The sequence below is a fragment of the Martinezella sp. CNPSo 3795 genome (genome assembly GCF_057784475.1).
In genome coordinates, this window is the sequence record NZ_JBXSOQ010000007.1 from 115,095 (window position 1) to 131,472 (window position 16,378).

The window sequence follows — 16,378 nt, forward strand, 5'->3', positions numbered from 1 at the left end:
CTTCCTATATCCCTTTGAACTGAGATCGTCAGGCGAGTTTGGTTCTGCCGCAGTTTCGTGCATGGCCCCGCATCGCGGGGAGAGGGCTAGGGTGAGGGGCAGACCACATAAGCGATAGCAGAACCAAACTCATCTGACATTCACCAAAGTTGAGGAGAGCCAGAATGTCCGAAAGAGCAGTCAAGATCCCCGGTCCCGATCATCCAATCACGATCGAGGAAAAGCAGGCCCATGTCATCGTCTCCGTCGCCGGCAAGGTGATCGCCGATACGCATGAGGCCCTTTCGCTCAAGGAAGCATCCTATCCGGCCGTCATCTATATCCCGCGCAGGGATGTCGACATGTCCTCGCTGGAAAAGACCAGCCACGAAACCTACTGCCCCTACAAGGGCGAATGCTCCTATTACAGCATTCCGGCCGGCGGCGAGCGCTCGGTTAATGCCATATGGAGCTATGAAAACCCCTATCCATCCGTCAGCCGGATCAAGGATTACATGGCCTTCTATGCCGATCGCGTCGATTCCATCGATGTGAGAACCTAAAGAGCCAGGCCGCTCGCGGCGTCGAAGACATAGACCTGCTCCGGGCTCACCGAGACATTCAGCGGCTGCCCATAGCGCACCGGCGCCTCGCCATCGACAACAGCCGTCACCTGTTCGCCGGCAAGGTCGAAGAGCACATGTGTCTGGGCGCCGGTCGGTTCGACCAGCAGCATCTGACCGGTAAGGGGCGAACCGGCACTTGCAAGGCTCAGATGCTCGGGCCTCAAACCAACCTTCACGCTCTGACCCGCCTTCACCTTGCGTTCCCCAGCGATGCGGATCGGCGTGCTGTCCTTCAGCCGCACGGCAGGAACGCCCTCGACGCCTTCGACCACGCCATCGAGAAAATTCATGGCCGGCGAGCCGATGAAGCCGGCGACGAAGAGATTGGCCGGCTTGCGGTAAAGCTCGATCGGCGTGCCCTGCTGCTCGATGCGGCCCTGGTTCAGCACGACGATCCGGTCGGCCAGCGTCATCGCCTCGATCTGATCATGGGTGACGTAGATTGAAGTGGTCTGCACCTTCTGATGCAGCGCCTTGATCTCGGAGCGCATCTGCACGCGCAGCTTCGCGTCGAGGTTGGAAAGCGGCTCATCGAACAGGAAGACGGCGGGATTGCGCACGATGGCGCGGCCCATGGCGACGCGCTGGCGTTGACCACCGGAAAGCTGCGCCGGCTTGCGGTCGAGCAGCTTGGTGAGATCGAGCATGCGTGCGGCTTCATTGACCCGCTGCTCGATCACCTGCTTGGTCTCGCCCGAAAGCTTCAGGTTGAAGCCCATATTCTCGGCGACCGTCATATGCGGATAGAGCGCGTAGGATTGAAAGACCATGGCGATGTTACGCTCGCGCGGCGTCATCGAGTTGACCACCTGCCCGCCGATCGACACATCGCCATCGGTGATTTCCTCCAATCCGGCGATCATCCGCAGAAGCGTGGATTTGCCGCAGCCGGAGGGGCCGACGAGCGCGATGAACTCTCCGTCCTCGATTGAAAGCGAGATATCGTGGATGACGGTCAGCGCCCCATAGGCCTTGTGGATGTTGTGCAGTTCGACGGATGCCATGTTGTTTGCGCTCCAGTAAGGCTCAGGATTTCACGGCGCCGGCAGTCAGACCGGCAATGATGTGCTTCTGCGCCAGGAAGAAGACGATGACCGTGGGCAGGATGGTCAGCGTGATGAAGGCGAGCACCAGTTCCCATTCCGTGCCGAATTCGCCGCTATAGACCATCATGCCGAGTGGCCAGGGATAGATCGAATCCGAGTTCAGCATGATCAGCGGCAGGATATAGCTGTTCCAGCTGCCGACGAAGGAGATGATGCTGACGGTCGCGATGATCGGCCGCGAAAGCGGCAGCGAGATATGCCAGAAGAAACGGATATAGCCGCAACCATCGACAAAGGCCGCCTGGAACAATTCTTCCGGAAGGTTTCGAAAATAATTCCGGAAGAGCAGGATGCTCATACCGAGGCCGAACGCCACCTGCGGCAGCACGACGCCCCAATAGGTGTTGAGCAGGCCGAGATCGCGGATGCGGATGAAGAGCGGCAGGATGGCGGTGGCGGCCGGAAACATCAGGCCGATGAGGAAATAGTTCAGCAGGAAATTCGAGCCGAAGAATTTCACATGCGCGAAAGCGAAGGCGGCCATGGCCGAGACCGACAGCGTCAGGAACACTGTCAGCACGGCGATGATGAGGGAATTCGTCATCTGCCGCCAGTAGCGGTCGCCGAACAGAATGCCGGTATAATTCTCGAAATGCCATTCGGCCGGCAGGCCGAACGGGTTGGTGCGGAGATCGCCGAGCGTCTTGAAGCCGCCGAGCGCCGTCGTCAGAAGCGGGATCAGCACGATCGCGGCAATGATGGTCAGCGACACATAGAGATAGATCTTCGTGCCGGTGGTCAGTCGAACGGATGAGGCCAGATCAGTCATTGCGCATAAATATCCGTTTGTAGCCGAAGGCGAGGGTGACGCAGATCACGAACAGAACGACGCCGACGGCGCTGCCGAGTCCGACCTGCATACGGGTGACGCCGAAATTGTAGAGGAAGGTCACCATCGTCTGGGTCGAGTTGAACGGGCCACCGCCGGTGAGCGGCATGATCATGTCGAAGAGCTGCAGCGATCCGACGACGGCGAAGAAGACGGAAAGACGCAGCGTTGAGCCGAGCAGCGGCAGCGTCACGTAGCGGAATTTCTGCCAGCCGGTAGCGCCGTCGATCTCGGCCGCCTCGAGCACGCTCTTGTCCAGCGACTGCATACCGGCGATGAAGAGCATCATGTGAAAACCGAAATATTTCCACACGATCACGCCGAGCACGGCATACATCGCGAGATCCTTGTCGGCGAGCACGTAGGGCGTCGGCGTGCCGAGGAAATGCGCGATCGCGGCAAACAGGCCGTAGTCGCCGTCATAGACGAAGCGCCAGATCAGACCGGCAGCCACTTCGGCCAGCACGTAAGGCAGAAAGAAGATCAGCCGGAAAAGCACCACGCCGCGAATGCGGTGCGCCAGCATCGTCGCGAGCCAAATGGCAAGCGGCACCTGGATGGCGATCGACACGACGATGATCAGCGCATTGTTCTTGAGCGACGTCAGGAAGGCGCCGTTCTTGAAAAGAACCTGGAAATTGCGCAGCCCGACGAACTCGGTCGGCGGGCCGTAGCCGTTCCAGCGATAGAGGCTGTACCAGGCAGCTTCACCCATCGGCAGGATGACGAAAATGGTGAAAAGCAGCAGCGCCGGTGGCAGGAACAGCAGAATGACGGGCAGGCGGCCACGCGCCGCCGGCGACTTTCGTTTCGCTGCGGGTCTTACTCTTGCGACGGAAGGCATGGCGGTCGTGGCGCTGACATCGGTCATGGGCAGTCTCGACAGTTGCAATTCAAAGAAGAACCGGCGCCGGCACAAGGGAGAGGCCGGCGCCGGAGGGCGCTAGAGCTGGTCCTGCTCGAAGGCATCCTGGACCTGCTGCGCGCCATCCTTCGGCGAAATCTGGCCGGAGACGATACCAACAGCCACATCGTTGACGACGCGGCCGACCGAGGGGCCGAGATCCTGGTCGAAGAAGTTCTGGTGCCAGGTCGAATGCGCCAGCTGGTCGGCAGCCTCGTGCATCAGCGGACCCTTGACGCCATCTTCGGCACCGACGGCGACCGGGATGATCATGCCGGCTTGCGCCATGGTGCGCTCGTTTTCAGCATTGGTGAGATAAGCGAGGAAATCGAGCGCCTCGGGCGGGGCTTTCTTGGTGACGGCCCAGCCGTTCAGCCCGCCGAGCGTATCAGTCGGAAGGCCGGCACCGCCGGTCACGGCCGGGAAGGCGAAGCGGCCGATATTGTCATCCGCCAGACCCTTACCGTCACCGGAATTGGTGCGCTGGTTGGCAACGGTATTTTCGAAGCCGAGGATCATTGCAGCCTTGCCGTCGCCGAAGACGCCGAGCGCCTGCGGCCAGGTGGTGCCGAGATAGCCGGGCTGGAAAGGTTCGAGCTTGCCGAGCTCTGCAAGCTGTTCGCCGGCCTTGATGATTGCCGGATCGTTGAAACCGTTACCCTTGCCGTTCTTGGCGTCGTTGAAGACCTGCTGACCGCCGTCGCGCATCACCAGATAGCTCCAGTAGAAATGGATCGGCCACTTCTCGCCGCCGCCACCGGCGATCGGCGCAATACCGGCAGCCTTGATCTTCTTGACTGCGGCCAGATAATCGTCCCACGTCTTGATGGCACTGGCATCGACACCGGCTTTGGCGAACAGCGCCTTGTTGTAGAAGAAGGAAACCGTGCCGAGCTTGTAGGGTACGGCGCTGATCTTGTTGTCAAAGGTCAGACCCTTGACGGCTGCCTGATTGTAGCTCTTCAGCCAGGCGCCATCCTTGGCGTTCATCGCCGCGGTCAGGTCGAGCAGCGTGCCGGTTTGCTGCTGCTGCTTCAGCACACCACCGCCCCAGCTGAAGAAGAAATCGGGAGCATCCTTCGATTGCAGCAATGTCGGCAGCTTCGCCTTGAACGCCTCATTGGCCAGGAACTGCATCTCTATCTTTGTGCCGGGATGCTTGGCCTCATACTGATCTGCGATCTTGCGCCAGACGGCGACATAATTCGGATCGGTTTCCAGATGCAGCCATTTGACGACGGTATCGGCAGCAGCGCCCGTCGCGCCGGCGAGAATCGCCAGTCCGGTCGTGGCGGCGACAGCCGCGATGCGAAGGGCTTTGGCCCCGCGTAGATGGATCATGATTTTCTCCTCCCAAGGGAACCAAGAGCCTCAAATATTTTTTCCCTTATGCGGAATAATTCAACGGAGCTTTGCTGAAATGTCAACCGCCAACGCTAAATTTTCGGCAGACCGTCTGCAAAATGGCTTGACATTGGGCAATGGCCATAGGCTATTTAATTCGCATTCCGTTAAAAATATCAGGCCGCAGCCGAGCGGGTCCGTCATTCGGCGCCATTCTCATGAAAACAGCAGATCCCGAGCTTATGCGGGCGATAAACCGCTTCAATGTGCTGGATACGATCCGGCGAGCGGGCTCCATCGCACGTATCGAAATCAGCGACCGCACCCAGCTTTCGACCACCACAGTGTCGGCGATCACCGCGTCGCTGCTGGATGACGGGCTGATCCTGGCTCGCACCGAAGGCGACCTGCGCGAGGCGGCCAGCCGCGGCCGGCCCCGCGTCATGCTGGAGCTCAACCCGGATGCCGCGCGCGTCGTCGGTGCGAAAATCGCCGCCAATCGCATGGTCTTCGTCGTGACGGACTTTTGCGGCGAGGTTCTCTCGACGCTGACACTGGCGCTGCGTGTCGACCGGCAGCCGATCGGCGTCATCGCCGATCTCCTGGAGGATGGCGTGCGCCGCTGCGTCGTCGACGCCAATCTCGCGCTCGACGAGATCGATTCGGTCTGCCTCGGCCTGCCTGGTGTCGTCGAGCACCGCACCGGCCATGTCCGCACCAGCCCGATCTTCCGAGAAGCCGGCGTCGATTTCGCCAAGGAAATGTCGGAGCGGCTGGGCGTGACCACCATCGTCGAAAGCGATGCACATGCCATCACGCTCGCGCACCACTGGTTCGGCAAGGCCAGGGACCTGGACGACATGGTGCTGGTATCGCTGGAACAGACGCTGGGCCTGGGTGTTCTGCATGGCGGCCAGCTCTTTCGCGGCGCCGGCGGCCTCAGCCACAATCTTGGCGACCTCGTTCTCGGCATGGGTCCGCAGGGTATCATTCGCCTGGCAAGCCTTGCCGGCGAGAGCGCCATTCTCGGCGACCAGCCGAGCGGACGCTTCGCCGAAGCCATCCGCCTTGGCCGCGGAATGGCGCATGCCAAGACACTGATCGATGCCGAGGATGTCTCGCTGATCAATGCTGCCATTCGTGCCGGCGAGGCCTGCGGCATGGCGCTCGCCAACATCGTCACGCTGTTTGCCCCGCCGCGCGTCATTCTCGTGGGTTCGAGCCTGGCGCTCGGCCAGCCCTTCCTCGACAGCCTGCGGGAGGCCTATTCATTGGCTATTCCGCCATCGATCAGGGGTGTGACCGAACTGGTTTTCGACCAGTCGACCGACGAGACCTGGGCGCAGGGCGCCGCCGTCGTGGCACTGCGCGAACTCTACGAATCGCCCTGGGGAACGACGGGACCGGCACCGGCCCTGTGATACCGGAGCAGTTCCAGGAAAAGTGCGTAGCGGTTTTCCGTCCGGAATTGCGTCGAAACAATAGAATAGAGCGGTTCGGCAGCTCCGTGAAACGCCGAACCGCTCCAAGACAGCAAAGACAATTCATCTGGAGGAATCTTATGAACAAGGTCGGCATCGGCATCATCGGCTGCGGGAACATTTCCGGCGCCTATCTCACCGCCATGAAATCCTTTCCCATTCTCGACATCAAAGGTGTCGCCGACCTCAATCGCGAGCTCGCCGAGGCAAAGGCCGCTGAATTCGGCCTGAAAGCGGTCGATATCGCCACCTTGCTTGCCGATCCCTCGATCGAGATCATCGTCAATCTGACCATTCCGAAGGCGCATGTCGCCGTCGGTCTGCAGGCGCTCGATGCCAGCAAGCACACCTATTCGGAAAAGCCGCTCGGCATCAATTTCGCCGAAGGCAAGAAGCTCGCGGATGCCGCTGCCGCCAAGGGGCTGCGCATCGGCGCTGCCCCCGATACCTTCCTCGGCGGCGGTCACCAGACGGCGCGCGCCATCATCGACGAGGGCGCGATCGGCATCCCGGTCGGTGGCACCGCTACCTTCATGTGCCCCGGCCATGAGCGCTGGCATCCGAATCCGGCTTTCTATTATGAAGTCGGCGGCGGCCCGATGCTCGATATGGGTCCCTATTACATTACCGATCTGGTCAATCTGCTCGGTCCCGTCTCGCAGGTCGCAGGCTTTGCCGTCACGCCGCGCAAGGAACGCATCATCACCAGCGAACCCCGTAATGGCGAGCGCATCCCCGTGCATGTGCCGACGCATGTCGCCGGTGTCATGGCCTTTGCCAATGGCGCGGTCGTCCAGATCGGTATGAGCTTCGATGTCGCCGGCCACAAGCATGTTCCGCTCGAAGTCTACGGCACCGAAGGCACGCTAATCGTGCCCGATCCCAACCGCTTCGGCGGCCCGGTGGAGTTTCTGAAGAAGGGCGGCGAATTCGCCGAGCGCGAGGTCACCGCGCCCTATGCCGACGGCAATTACCGTTCGCTCGGCGTCGCCGATCTGGCGCACGCCATCCGCTCGAACCGTCCGCACCGCGCCAATGGCAGCCTCGCGCTGCATGTGCTCGAGGTCATGGAAGCCTTCCAGACGGCTTCCGATACGGGTCGCACGGTCGCCATCACGACGCAAACGGAGCGTCCCGCCCCTCTGTCCGAATCCCTGGTGGATGGGCAGATCGGCCGCTAACCAAGTAATTTCAGGAGGATTATCATGCGTGAAGCACTTATCGTCTGGGGCGGCTGGAGCGGCCACGAACCGCAGGAATGCGCCCACATCATCCGCGACATGCTGGAAGAGGACGGTTTCAAGGTCTATCTCGAAAACAGCACCGAGGCCTTCGCCGACCCTTCGATCCATGATCTTAGCCTGATCGTGCCGATCGTTACCATGTCGAAGATCGAGAAGGAGGAGGTGAAGAACCTTGCCGCTGCGATCGAAAGCGGCGTTGGTATCGCCGGCTATCATGGCGGCGCTGGCGATAGTTTCCGCGAAAGCGTCGAATACCAGTTCATCATCGGCGGTCAATGGGTCGCCCATCCCGGCAACATCATCGACTATACGGTCAATATCACCCGCCCGGACGACCCGATCATGGAGGGGATTACCGATTTTCCTTACACGTCGGAGCAATATTACATGCATGTCGACCCGTCGAACGAGGTGCTGGCGACCACCACTTTCACCGGCGATCATGCCTACTGGATCGACGGCGTCGTCATGCCGGTCGCATGGAAGCGCAAATACGGTCAGGGCCGCGTCTTCTATTCCTCGCTCGGCCATCAGGCCAAGGAATTCGACGTCCCGCAGATGAAGACCATCTTCCGCCGCGGCGCCAACTGGGCGGCGCGCTAAGTCCTGTCCATTTCGAAAACTGCCGCTCCTCATAATGCTTGAGGGGCGGTTCTGCATCGGTAAACGATGACGGCGCGAGCGCGCACATGGCAGATTTCATCGTTTCGAGCAAATGATAAGCAGGCAGGGCAGACGCCCGTGAATGGAGCTTGGGCATGAGCTCCATCCCGCATCCTGCCATCGATCACCTTCCCTATTCACCGCCGGATATTGCAGATCCTACCTCGCACTCAGTGCCAGGCTCCAAAACGCACGACTGTTCGGACGGGCGATCAGGCTCCGTCCGGCCATGATGCGAGTGGACGCATCGAAAGGGACACTAGCCTCCATTTGCAATTCCGATCAATTGCTTACCGGATTGATAATAAATCGCTAAAGCACGCCAGAGATGAGATTCATGAAGCGAAACTGAAACGCGGTCAATTTTCGTTTGACATTCCTTTATCTTCATTTATCGTCATTCTTGTTTCGGTTTTCGCGTGAGGGATGCAAATCGAAACAAGGGGAGGAATAATTGTCCGAAAATCAGATCAATACGGAAAACGGCTTGGTTTGCGGCATCGGCCGCACCGCCATTGACCTCGCGCGGCACCATTCAAGCCGATGCGATGTTTCCGCAGGCAGATCGGCACAATCCACCTCCCGACAACCATAATCTCAGCAATAGACACCGCCCGGCGACGGCATTTCCGGACGGATCAGTCTCTTCGCGATCCTCGCGGCAGCATCGATATGCGGCGCATGGAAGGAATCTATCGTGCTTGAACTCAGGGGCGTATCGAAGTCTGTCGGCGGCGAAACGCATATTGCGGAAACAAATCTGACGCTGCAGCGCGGCACGCTGAACGTGCTTCTGGGGCCGACGCTGTCTGGCAAGACGTCGCTGATGCGGCTGATGGCCGGCCTCGATAAGCCGACCACTGGCACGATCCACGTCGACGGCAAGGATGTCACCGGCCAGCCGGTGCAACGCCGCAACGTCGCCATGGTCTACCAGCAATTCATCAACTATCCCGCCATGACCGTCTACGACAACATCGCCTCGCCGATGCGATTGAGCGGCAAGAGTGCTGCAATCATCGACCAGGAAGTGAAAAAGGCTGCCGATCTTCTACGTCTCGGCCCCTTCCTTGATCGCCTTCCCTTGAGTCTTTCCGGTGGTCAGCAACAGCGCACGGCGCTTGCGCGCGCCATCGTCAAGAATGCTGGCCTCGTGCTGCTCGACGAGCCGCTCGCCAATCTTGACTACAAGCTGCGCGAGGAGCTGCGCGCCGAATTGCCGAAAATCTTCGCCGAATCCGGTGCCATCTTCGTCTACGCCACCACTGAACCGTCCGAAGCCTTGCTCCTTGGCGGCAATACGGCGACCCTGGCGGAAGGCCGCATCACGCAATTCGGGCCGACGATCGATGTCTTCCGTAATCCTCACGACCTGATTACCGCCACTACCTTTGCCGATCCGCCGCTGAACACGATCGCGCTCGACAAGAGTGGCCGCGAATTCGCGCTTGATGGCAATATCCGCCTGCCGGTACCGAGGGGTTTGGAAGACCGGCCGGATGGCCGCTACACGATCGCCTTTCAGCCACATCATCTCGCGCTCGCGCCGCAGACACCGGAAGCCGTCGCTGCCCCGGCACGGGTGATGGTGACCGAGATCACCGGCTCGGAGAGCTTCATTCATATCGATTTTGCCGGTCAGCGCTGGGTGATGCTGACACAGGGCGTGCAAGATATCGATGTCGACGATGCGATCGATGTCTACATCGATCCGCGCCACATCATGGTCTTCGACACCGATGGCGCCGCCGTCACTCTCGCCCTGCAACAAGCCGCCTGAGGAGAGACAATGGCCCGCATCGATCTTGACCACATCAGGCACGCCTACAACGACCACCCCAAATCCGACGCCGACTATGCGCTGAAGGAAGTGAATCACAGTTGGGAAGACGGCAGCGCCTATGCCCTGCTCGGCCCGTCCGGCTGCGGCAAGACCACGCTTCTCAACATCGTTTCCGGTCTGGTGCAGGCTTCCGAAGGCCGCATTCTCTTCGATGGCAAGGATGTGACGCGGCTGTCGACCCAGGAGCGCAATATCGCCCAGGTCTTCCAGTTCCCGGTCGTCTACGACACGATGACCGTCTACGACAATCTCGCCTTCCCGCTGCGCAACCGGCATGTTCCGGAAGCGGAGGTGAAGCGCAAGGTTGATGAGATCATCGAGATGATCGGCCTTTCCGACAGCGCCCACCGCAAGGCGCGCGGCCTGACGGCCGATGCCAAGCAGAAGATCTCGCTCGGCCGCGGCCTGGTGCGCTCGGATGTCAACGCCATCCTGTTCGACGAGCCGCTGACCGTCATCGACCCGCATATGAAGTGGGTGCTGCGCTCGCAGCTGAAGCAGCTCCACCGCCGCTTCGGCTTCACCATGGTCTATGTGACCCACGACCAGACGGAAGCGCTGACCTTCGCCGACAAGGTTGTGGTCATGTACAATGGCGAAGTGGTGCAGATCGGCACGCCAAACGATCTCTTCGAGCGCCCGCGCCACACCTTCGTCGGCTATTTCATCGGTTCGCCCGGCATGAACGTCATGCCTGTCGAAATCGAAGGCAGCAGTGCGCGCCTCGGTAACCGCACGATCGCGCTGCCCGGCGCGCCGAAAGAAAAGCGGGCCGGCCGTTCCGAACTCGGCATTCGTCCCGAATTCGTCCGCATCGGCCGCGAGGGCATGCCCGCCACCGTCACCAAAGTCGAGGATCTCGGCCGCCGCAAGGTGGTCCGCGCCAAGCTCGACGGCCAGGATATCGTCGCCGTCATCGGCGAAGACCAGACGGTGCCGGCCGAGCCGCATATCGCCTTTGATCCCGCCGGCATCAATATCTATGCCGACTCCTGGCGCATCGAGATGGGAGCCTGACGATGGACAAGACCTGGAACAACAAAGCCTGGTTCATGCTCATTCCGGTTCTGCTGCTCGTCGGCTTTTCCGCCGTCATTCCGCTGATGACCGTCGTGAACTATTCGGTGCAGGACACCTTCGGAAACAATCAATTCTTCTGGGCGGGCACGCAGTGGTTCGAAGAGATCCTCCATTCCGGGCGTTTCTGGGATTCGATGATCCGCAACCTGATCTTCTCCTTCGTCATCCTGGCGATCGAAGTGCCCCTTGGCATCTTCATCGCGCTCAACATGCCGAAGAAGGGCATCGGCGTTCCCGTCTGCCTCGTGCTGATGGCCTTGCCGCTGCTGATCCCCTGGAACGTCGTCGGCACGATCTGGCAGGTCTTCGGTCGCAGCGACATCGGCTTGATGGGTTATGTCCTCGTCAATCTCGGCATCGACTACAATTACGTCTCCGATCCGGCGGACGCCTGGGCGACGATCATCATCATGGACGTCTGGCACTGGACGAGCCTCGTCGTGCTGCTTTGCTATGCCGGCCTCGCCTCCATTCCGGATGCCTTCTACCAGGCGGCCAAGATCGACGGCGCCTCGCGCTGGTCCGTCTTCCGCTACATTCAGCTGCCGAAGATGAACCGCGTGTTGCTGATCGCCGTGCTGCTGCGCTTCATGGATAGTTTCATGATCTACACCGAACCCTTCGTTGTGACGGGCGGCGGCCCCGGCAATTCCACGACCTTCCTGTCGATCGATCTCGTGAAGATGGCGCTCGGCCAGTTCGACCTCGGCCCGGCCGCGGCCATGTCGCTGATCTACTTCCTGATCGTGCTCCTGCTGTCCTGGGTCTTCTACACCGTCATGACCAATTACGATGCGGGAGAAAGCCGATGAGCGGCAAGCCCCTCTCCACCACGGCCGATAACGCCGCGATGCACAAGATGGCCGCTTCCGACGCCGCCGCGAACGCGACTGCTGCGACAAGCGCGCGGGTTGCCCGCCGTCACGGCGAAAAGGGGCGGTGGGCGTGGCTTGTGCCGACGCTTTATATCGTCTTCCTGCTGTTACCGATCTACTGGCTCGTCAATATGAGCTTCAAGACCAATGAGGAGATCGTCAGCGGCCTAACGCTCTATCCGCACCAGCCGACGCTGCGCAACTACACGATCATCTTCACCGATCCGTCCTGGTACAAGGGCTACATCAACTCGATCACCTATGTCGTCATGAACATGGTGATCTCGGTCGCCTGCGCCCTTCCCGCAGCCTATGCCTTCTCGCGCTACCGCTTCCTCGGCGACAAGCACGTCTTCTTCTGGCTGCTGACGAACCGCATGGCGCCGCCGGCGGTCTTTGCACTGCCCTTCTTCCAGCTCTATTCGGCCTTCGGATTGATCGATACCCATATCGCCGTCGCGCTGGCGCACTGCCTCTTCAACGTGCCGCTGGCGGTCTGGATCCTCGAAGGCTTCATGTCCGGCGTGCCGAAGGAAATCGACGAGACGGCCTATATCGACGGCTATTCGTTCCCGCGCTTCTTCATCAAGATCTTCATTCCGCTGATCGCAAGCGGCATCGGCGTCGCCGCCTTCTTCTGCTTCATGTTCTCCTGGGTGGAACTGCTGATCGCCCGCACCTTGACCACGACCGACGCCAAGCCGATCGCCGCCATCATGACGCGCACCGTCTCGGCCGCCGGCATGGATTGGGGCCTGCTTGCCGCCGCCGGTGTCCTGACCTTGGTTCCCGGCGCGCTCGTCATCTATTTCGTCCGCAACTACATCGCCAAGGGCTTCGCGCTCGGCCGCGTCTAAAGGAAAACCGCCATGAATACAGACTTTTCCTGGATGGCCTGGACGCTGCCGACGGCACTGTTTTTCGCGACGATCCTGCTGCTGCTGATCGGCATGGCTGTGTGGGAGTATGTTTCGCCCGGCGGCCATCCGCGCCTCGGCATCCTGCGCTTCGAAACGACGCGTGGCGACCGGCTGTTCATTTCGCTGCTCGGCGCCGCCTTCATCCATCTCGCCTGGCTGGGTCTGGGAGGCCCAAGCCTGTGGTGGGCTCTTGCTCTTTCCGTGATCTACGCCATCGGCGTCTTCCGTCTGGTCTGACGCGGAAATTCAAACCGTTACCGCCCCGTTGCCCATCCGGTCATGCGGAGCAGTAAGGCAAATCGATACAGATGGCCGGAAATCCGGCTGGCTGACAATGCACTCGCAACCTGTAGGGAGGAATATATGCGACGGCATCTCTTGACGACAACGGCAGTTGCCTTGCTGGCCCTGGCCGGCACGGCGCATGCCGGCATGAACGAAGCCAAGGCATTCCTGGACAAGGAGATCGGCGATCTCTCGACGCTCTCGCGCGCCGACCAGGAAAAGGAAATGCAGTGGTTCATCGATGCGGCCAAGCCTTTCCAGGGCATGGAAATCAAGGTCGTGTCGGAAACCCTGACGACACACCAGTATGAATCGCAGGTTCTGGCCCCGGCCTTCACCGCCATAACAGGCATCAAGGTCACCCACGACGTCATCCAGGAAGGCGACGTCGTCGAAAAGATCCAGACGCAGATGCAGACCGGCCAGAACCTCTATGACGGCTGGGTGAACGATTCCGACCTGATCGGCACGCATTGGCGCTACAAGCAGGTTCGCAACCTGACCGACTGGATGGCTGGCGAGGGCAAGGACGTCACCAATCCGGGCATCGATATCGCCGATTTCATCGGCACCAGCTTTACGACAGCTCCCGACAAGAAGCTCTATCAGCTCCCCGACCAGCAGTTCGCCAACCTCTACTGGTTCCGTTACGACTGGTTCAACGACCCGAAGAACAAGGCCGATTTCAAGGCCAAGTATGGCTATGAGCTCGGCGTACCGGTCAACTGGTCGGCCTATGAGGATATCGCCCAGTTCTTCACCGGTCGCGATGTCGACGGCAAGAAGGTCTTCGGCCATATGGACTATGGCAAGAAGGACCCGTCGCTCGGCTGGCGCTTCACCGACGCCTGGCTCTCCATGGCCGGCAACGGCGACAAGGGCCTGCCGAACGGTCTGCCGGTTGACGAATGGGGCATCAAGGTCGATGCCAATTCCCGTCCTGTCGGCTCCTGCGTTGCCCGCGGCGGCGATACCAACGGCCCGGCTGCGGTCTATTCAATCCAGAAATATCTCGACTGGTTGAAGGGCTACGCCCCGGCGGAAGCGCAAGGCATGACCTTCTCGGAATCCGGCCCGGTTCCGGCACAGGGCAATATCGCCCAGCAGATCTTCTGGTACACGGCCTTCACCGCCGACATGGTCAAGCCCGGCCTGCCGGTCATGAATTCGGATGGCACGCCGAAGTGGCGCATGGCGCCGTCGCCGCATGGCGTTTACTGGAAGGACGGCATGAAGCTCGGCTATCAGGACGTCGGCTCCTGGACGCTGATGAAGTCGACCCCGGTCGACCGCGCCAAGGCCGCATGGCTCTATGCGCAGTTCGTCACCTCGAAGACGGTGGACGTGAAGAAGAGCCATGTCGGCCTCACCTTCATCCGCGAATCCACCATCCGCGATAAGAGCTTCACCAAGCGCGCGCCGGAGCTCGGCGGCCTGATCGAGTTCTACCGCTCGCCGGCCCGCGTGCAATGGTCGCCGACCGGCACCAACGTTCCTGACTATCCGAAGCTCGCACAGCTCTGGTGGCAGGCGATCGGCGATGCCGCTTCCGGTGCCAAGGATGCGCAAGGAGCCATGGATGCACTTTGCGCCGATCAGGAACGCGTCATGCAGCGCCTGGAACGCGCAGGCGTTCAGGGCGACATCGGCCCGAAGCTCGCCGAAGAGCACGACCTTGCCTACTGGAACGCCGATGCCGTCAAGAACGGCCATCTCGCTCCGCAGCTGAAGATCGCCAACGAAAAGGAAAAGCCGATCACCGTCAATTATGACGAACTGGTCAAGAGCTGGGCCGACGCGAAGAAATAAGCAACCGCACTTGGAGATGCGGCGGTGCCGGGGTCTGAAAGGATCCCGGCATTTTATCGTTTCAGAGCTCCAGCATGACCTTTGTCAAAAATGCCGCCGCATGGAGGCGCTTGGCACAGGGAGGGACCGCAAATCAAAATCAACTGAACCCGGATCCGCCAGCTGTCATATACTTGACACATTCCGTCTGCGCGCAAACTATCCTTATCCGGGTCAAGACTTTGATGCCTGTTTAAAATCGTTAATGCAATGAGTTGATTTCCGGAATTTCATAAAGGAGAACGGAGTGGAAAATAGATATCTAGGGCGCCTGACATTCGTGATCGGCCTCGCGTCTGCCTTGCCGGCTTTGGCCGCCGATCTGCCGGCCGCCATGCCCGACGACAATCTCAATGCCGTTCTTTGGGATCAGACGTCGGTGGAGGCGCAGGCCAACGCGCTTGGTGCCTATGCGCTCGGCCGTATCAGGCTCGACGAAGCGCTGGCCGACAAGAACTGGACCGCAGCTCCGGTCGAGCAAACAGGTAATTTCCAGGACTTTCCGCCCGCCATCATCCTCGATGTCGATGATACCGTGCTCAATACGTCGCCTTATCAGGCGCGTAATGTCACGGCGGGTACGAGCTTCAAGCCGGAAACCTGGACACAATATGTGAATGCCCAGCAGGACAAGCCGATTCCCGGCGCGGTGGAATTCACCCAATATGCCGCTTCGAAAGGCGTGAAGGTCTTCTACGTCACCAACCGCACCGCCGATGAGGAAGGCCCGACCGTTGAAGAAATGAAGCGCTTCGGTTTTCCGATGGGCGACAATGTCGACACTTTCCTGAGTGCCAAGGAACAGCCGGACTGGGGTTCAGCCAAGGGCACGCGCCGCGCCTTCATCGCCAAGAGCTATCGCATTCTCCTGATGTTCGGCGACAATTTCGGCGACTTCACTGACGACTACAAGGGTACGGTCGAAGAGCGGCAGAAGGTCTTCGAGGCCAATGCCGCGCATTTCGGCCACGACTGGATCGCCATCGCCAACCCGACCTATGGCTCGTTCGAAAGCGCACCCTATAAGGGGGATTACAAGCTTGCGCCGGAAGAACAGCGCAGGATGAAGCAGGATGCGCTGAAGCCCTGGGATGGGAAGTAACGGCAGACTTTGAGGAGGGTGCGATACCCCCTCTGTCCCTATCGGGACATCTCCCCCACAAGGGGGGAGATCGTTAGGAGTTTGCCGCTCGTCACTCGTAAAACAATAAACAGCAATTTGACCGGATTCGATGTTTCCTTGAGGTACGGCATGCCCGCGAGTTACCGATCCCCCCTTGTGGGGGAGATGTCACGAAGTGACAGAGGGGGGTGACAGCGGCGCGGCATATAACAAAGCCCGGATAAACTC

15 protein-coding genes are annotated in these 16,378 nt (G+C 60.2%); 11 read left to right on the forward strand and 4 right to left on the reverse strand.

Annotation, left to right across the window (positions count from 1 at the left end; genetic code table 11):
* Window positions 1-164 precede the first annotated feature (164 nt).
* Window positions 165-542 (forward strand): DUF427 domain-containing protein, encoded by a 378-nt coding sequence (locus tag AC13QY_RS20080; RefSeq protein WP_113421202.1) that lies wholly within the window; start codon window positions 165-167, stop codon window positions 540-542.
* Here the strand turns inward: AC13QY_RS20080 and AC13QY_RS20085 are convergent.
* The 4 genes from AC13QY_RS20085 to AC13QY_RS20100 form a co-directional block, all read right to left on the reverse strand.
* Window positions 539-1,609, reverse strand: a complete 1,071-nt coding sequence (locus AC13QY_RS20085) for an ABC transporter ATP-binding protein (protein WP_488493862.1) — start codon at window positions 1,607-1,609, stop codon at window positions 539-541. The two genes, AC13QY_RS20080 and AC13QY_RS20085, sit on opposite strands and share 4 nt — an antisense overlap.
* 22 nt (window positions 1,610-1,631) lie before the next feature.
* Complete coding sequence (locus AC13QY_RS20090; protein ID WP_488493863.1) at window positions 1,632-2,480, reverse strand: carbohydrate ABC transporter permease; 849 nt, start codon at window positions 2,478-2,480, stop codon at window positions 1,632-1,634.
* Entirely contained in the window at window positions 2,473-3,411 is a 939-nt protein-coding gene (locus AC13QY_RS20095; RefSeq protein ID WP_113331556.1) for a carbohydrate ABC transporter permease, read from the reverse strand. Before AC13QY_RS20095 ends, AC13QY_RS20090 begins: the two co-directional genes overlap by 8 nt.
* Before the next feature lie 72 nt (window positions 3,412-3,483).
* Entirely contained in the window at window positions 3,484-4,785 is a 1,302-nt protein-coding gene (locus AC13QY_RS20100) for an ABC transporter substrate-binding protein (protein ID WP_488493864.1), read from the reverse strand.
* A 221-nt stretch (window positions 4,786-5,006) separates the two neighbouring features.
* On the opposite strand from AC13QY_RS20100, the gene AC13QY_RS20105 reads away from it, so the two are divergent.
* From AC13QY_RS20105 to AC13QY_RS20150, 10 genes are all read left to right on the forward strand, one after another.
* Window positions 5,007-6,209, forward strand: coding sequence for an ROK family protein (locus tag AC13QY_RS20105; RefSeq protein WP_488493865.1), 1,203 nt, complete (start codon window positions 5,007-5,009; stop codon window positions 6,207-6,209).
* Between the two features lie 140 nt (window positions 6,210-6,349).
* Window positions 6,350-7,450, forward strand: coding sequence for a Gfo/Idh/MocA family protein (locus tag AC13QY_RS20110; protein ID WP_488493866.1), 1,101 nt, complete (start codon window positions 6,350-6,352; stop codon window positions 7,448-7,450).
* A 24-nt stretch (window positions 7,451-7,474) separates the two neighbouring features.
* Window positions 7,475-8,116, forward strand: a complete 642-nt coding sequence (locus tag AC13QY_RS20115) for a ThuA domain-containing protein (RefSeq protein ID WP_113331552.1) — start codon at window positions 7,475-7,477, stop codon at window positions 8,114-8,116.
* Window positions 8,117-8,873: 757 nt separating this feature from the next.
* Window positions 8,874-9,956: an ABC transporter ATP-binding protein gene (locus AC13QY_RS20120; RefSeq protein ID WP_488493867.1), complete on the forward strand. Its 1,083-nt coding sequence runs from the start codon at window positions 8,874-8,876 to the stop codon at window positions 9,954-9,956.
* Between the two features lie 9 nt (window positions 9,957-9,965).
* Window positions 9,966-11,036: an ABC transporter ATP-binding protein gene (locus tag AC13QY_RS20125; protein WP_488493868.1), complete on the forward strand. Its 1,071-nt coding sequence runs from the start codon at window positions 9,966-9,968 to the stop codon at window positions 11,034-11,036.
* Between the two features lie 2 nt (window positions 11,037-11,038).
* Window positions 11,039-11,911: a carbohydrate ABC transporter permease gene (locus AC13QY_RS20130; protein WP_113331545.1), complete on the forward strand. Its 873-nt coding sequence runs from the start codon at window positions 11,039-11,041 to the stop codon at window positions 11,909-11,911.
* A 47-nt stretch (window positions 11,912-11,958) separates the two neighbouring features.
* A complete protein-coding gene (locus AC13QY_RS20135) occupies window positions 11,959-12,831 on the forward strand; it encodes a carbohydrate ABC transporter permease (protein ID WP_233788642.1) in 873 nt (290 codons plus the stop codon).
* A 12-nt stretch (window positions 12,832-12,843) separates the two neighbouring features.
* Window positions 12,844-13,131, forward strand: a complete 288-nt coding sequence (locus AC13QY_RS20140; RefSeq protein WP_113331541.1) for a DUF2160 domain-containing protein — start codon at window positions 12,844-12,846, stop codon at window positions 13,129-13,131.
* Window positions 13,132-13,257: 126 nt separating this feature from the next.
* On the forward strand, window positions 13,258-14,988 hold the full coding sequence (locus AC13QY_RS20145) for an ABC transporter substrate-binding protein (protein ID WP_488493869.1): 1,731 nt from the start codon (window positions 13,258-13,260) through the stop codon (window positions 14,986-14,988).
* A gap of 286 nt (window positions 14,989-15,274) precedes the next feature.
* Window positions 15,275-16,129 (forward strand): 5'-nucleotidase, lipoprotein e(P4) family, encoded by an 855-nt coding sequence (locus tag AC13QY_RS20150; protein ID WP_488493870.1) that lies wholly within the window; start codon window positions 15,275-15,277, stop codon window positions 16,127-16,129.
* Window positions 16,130-16,378 lie beyond the last annotated feature (249 nt).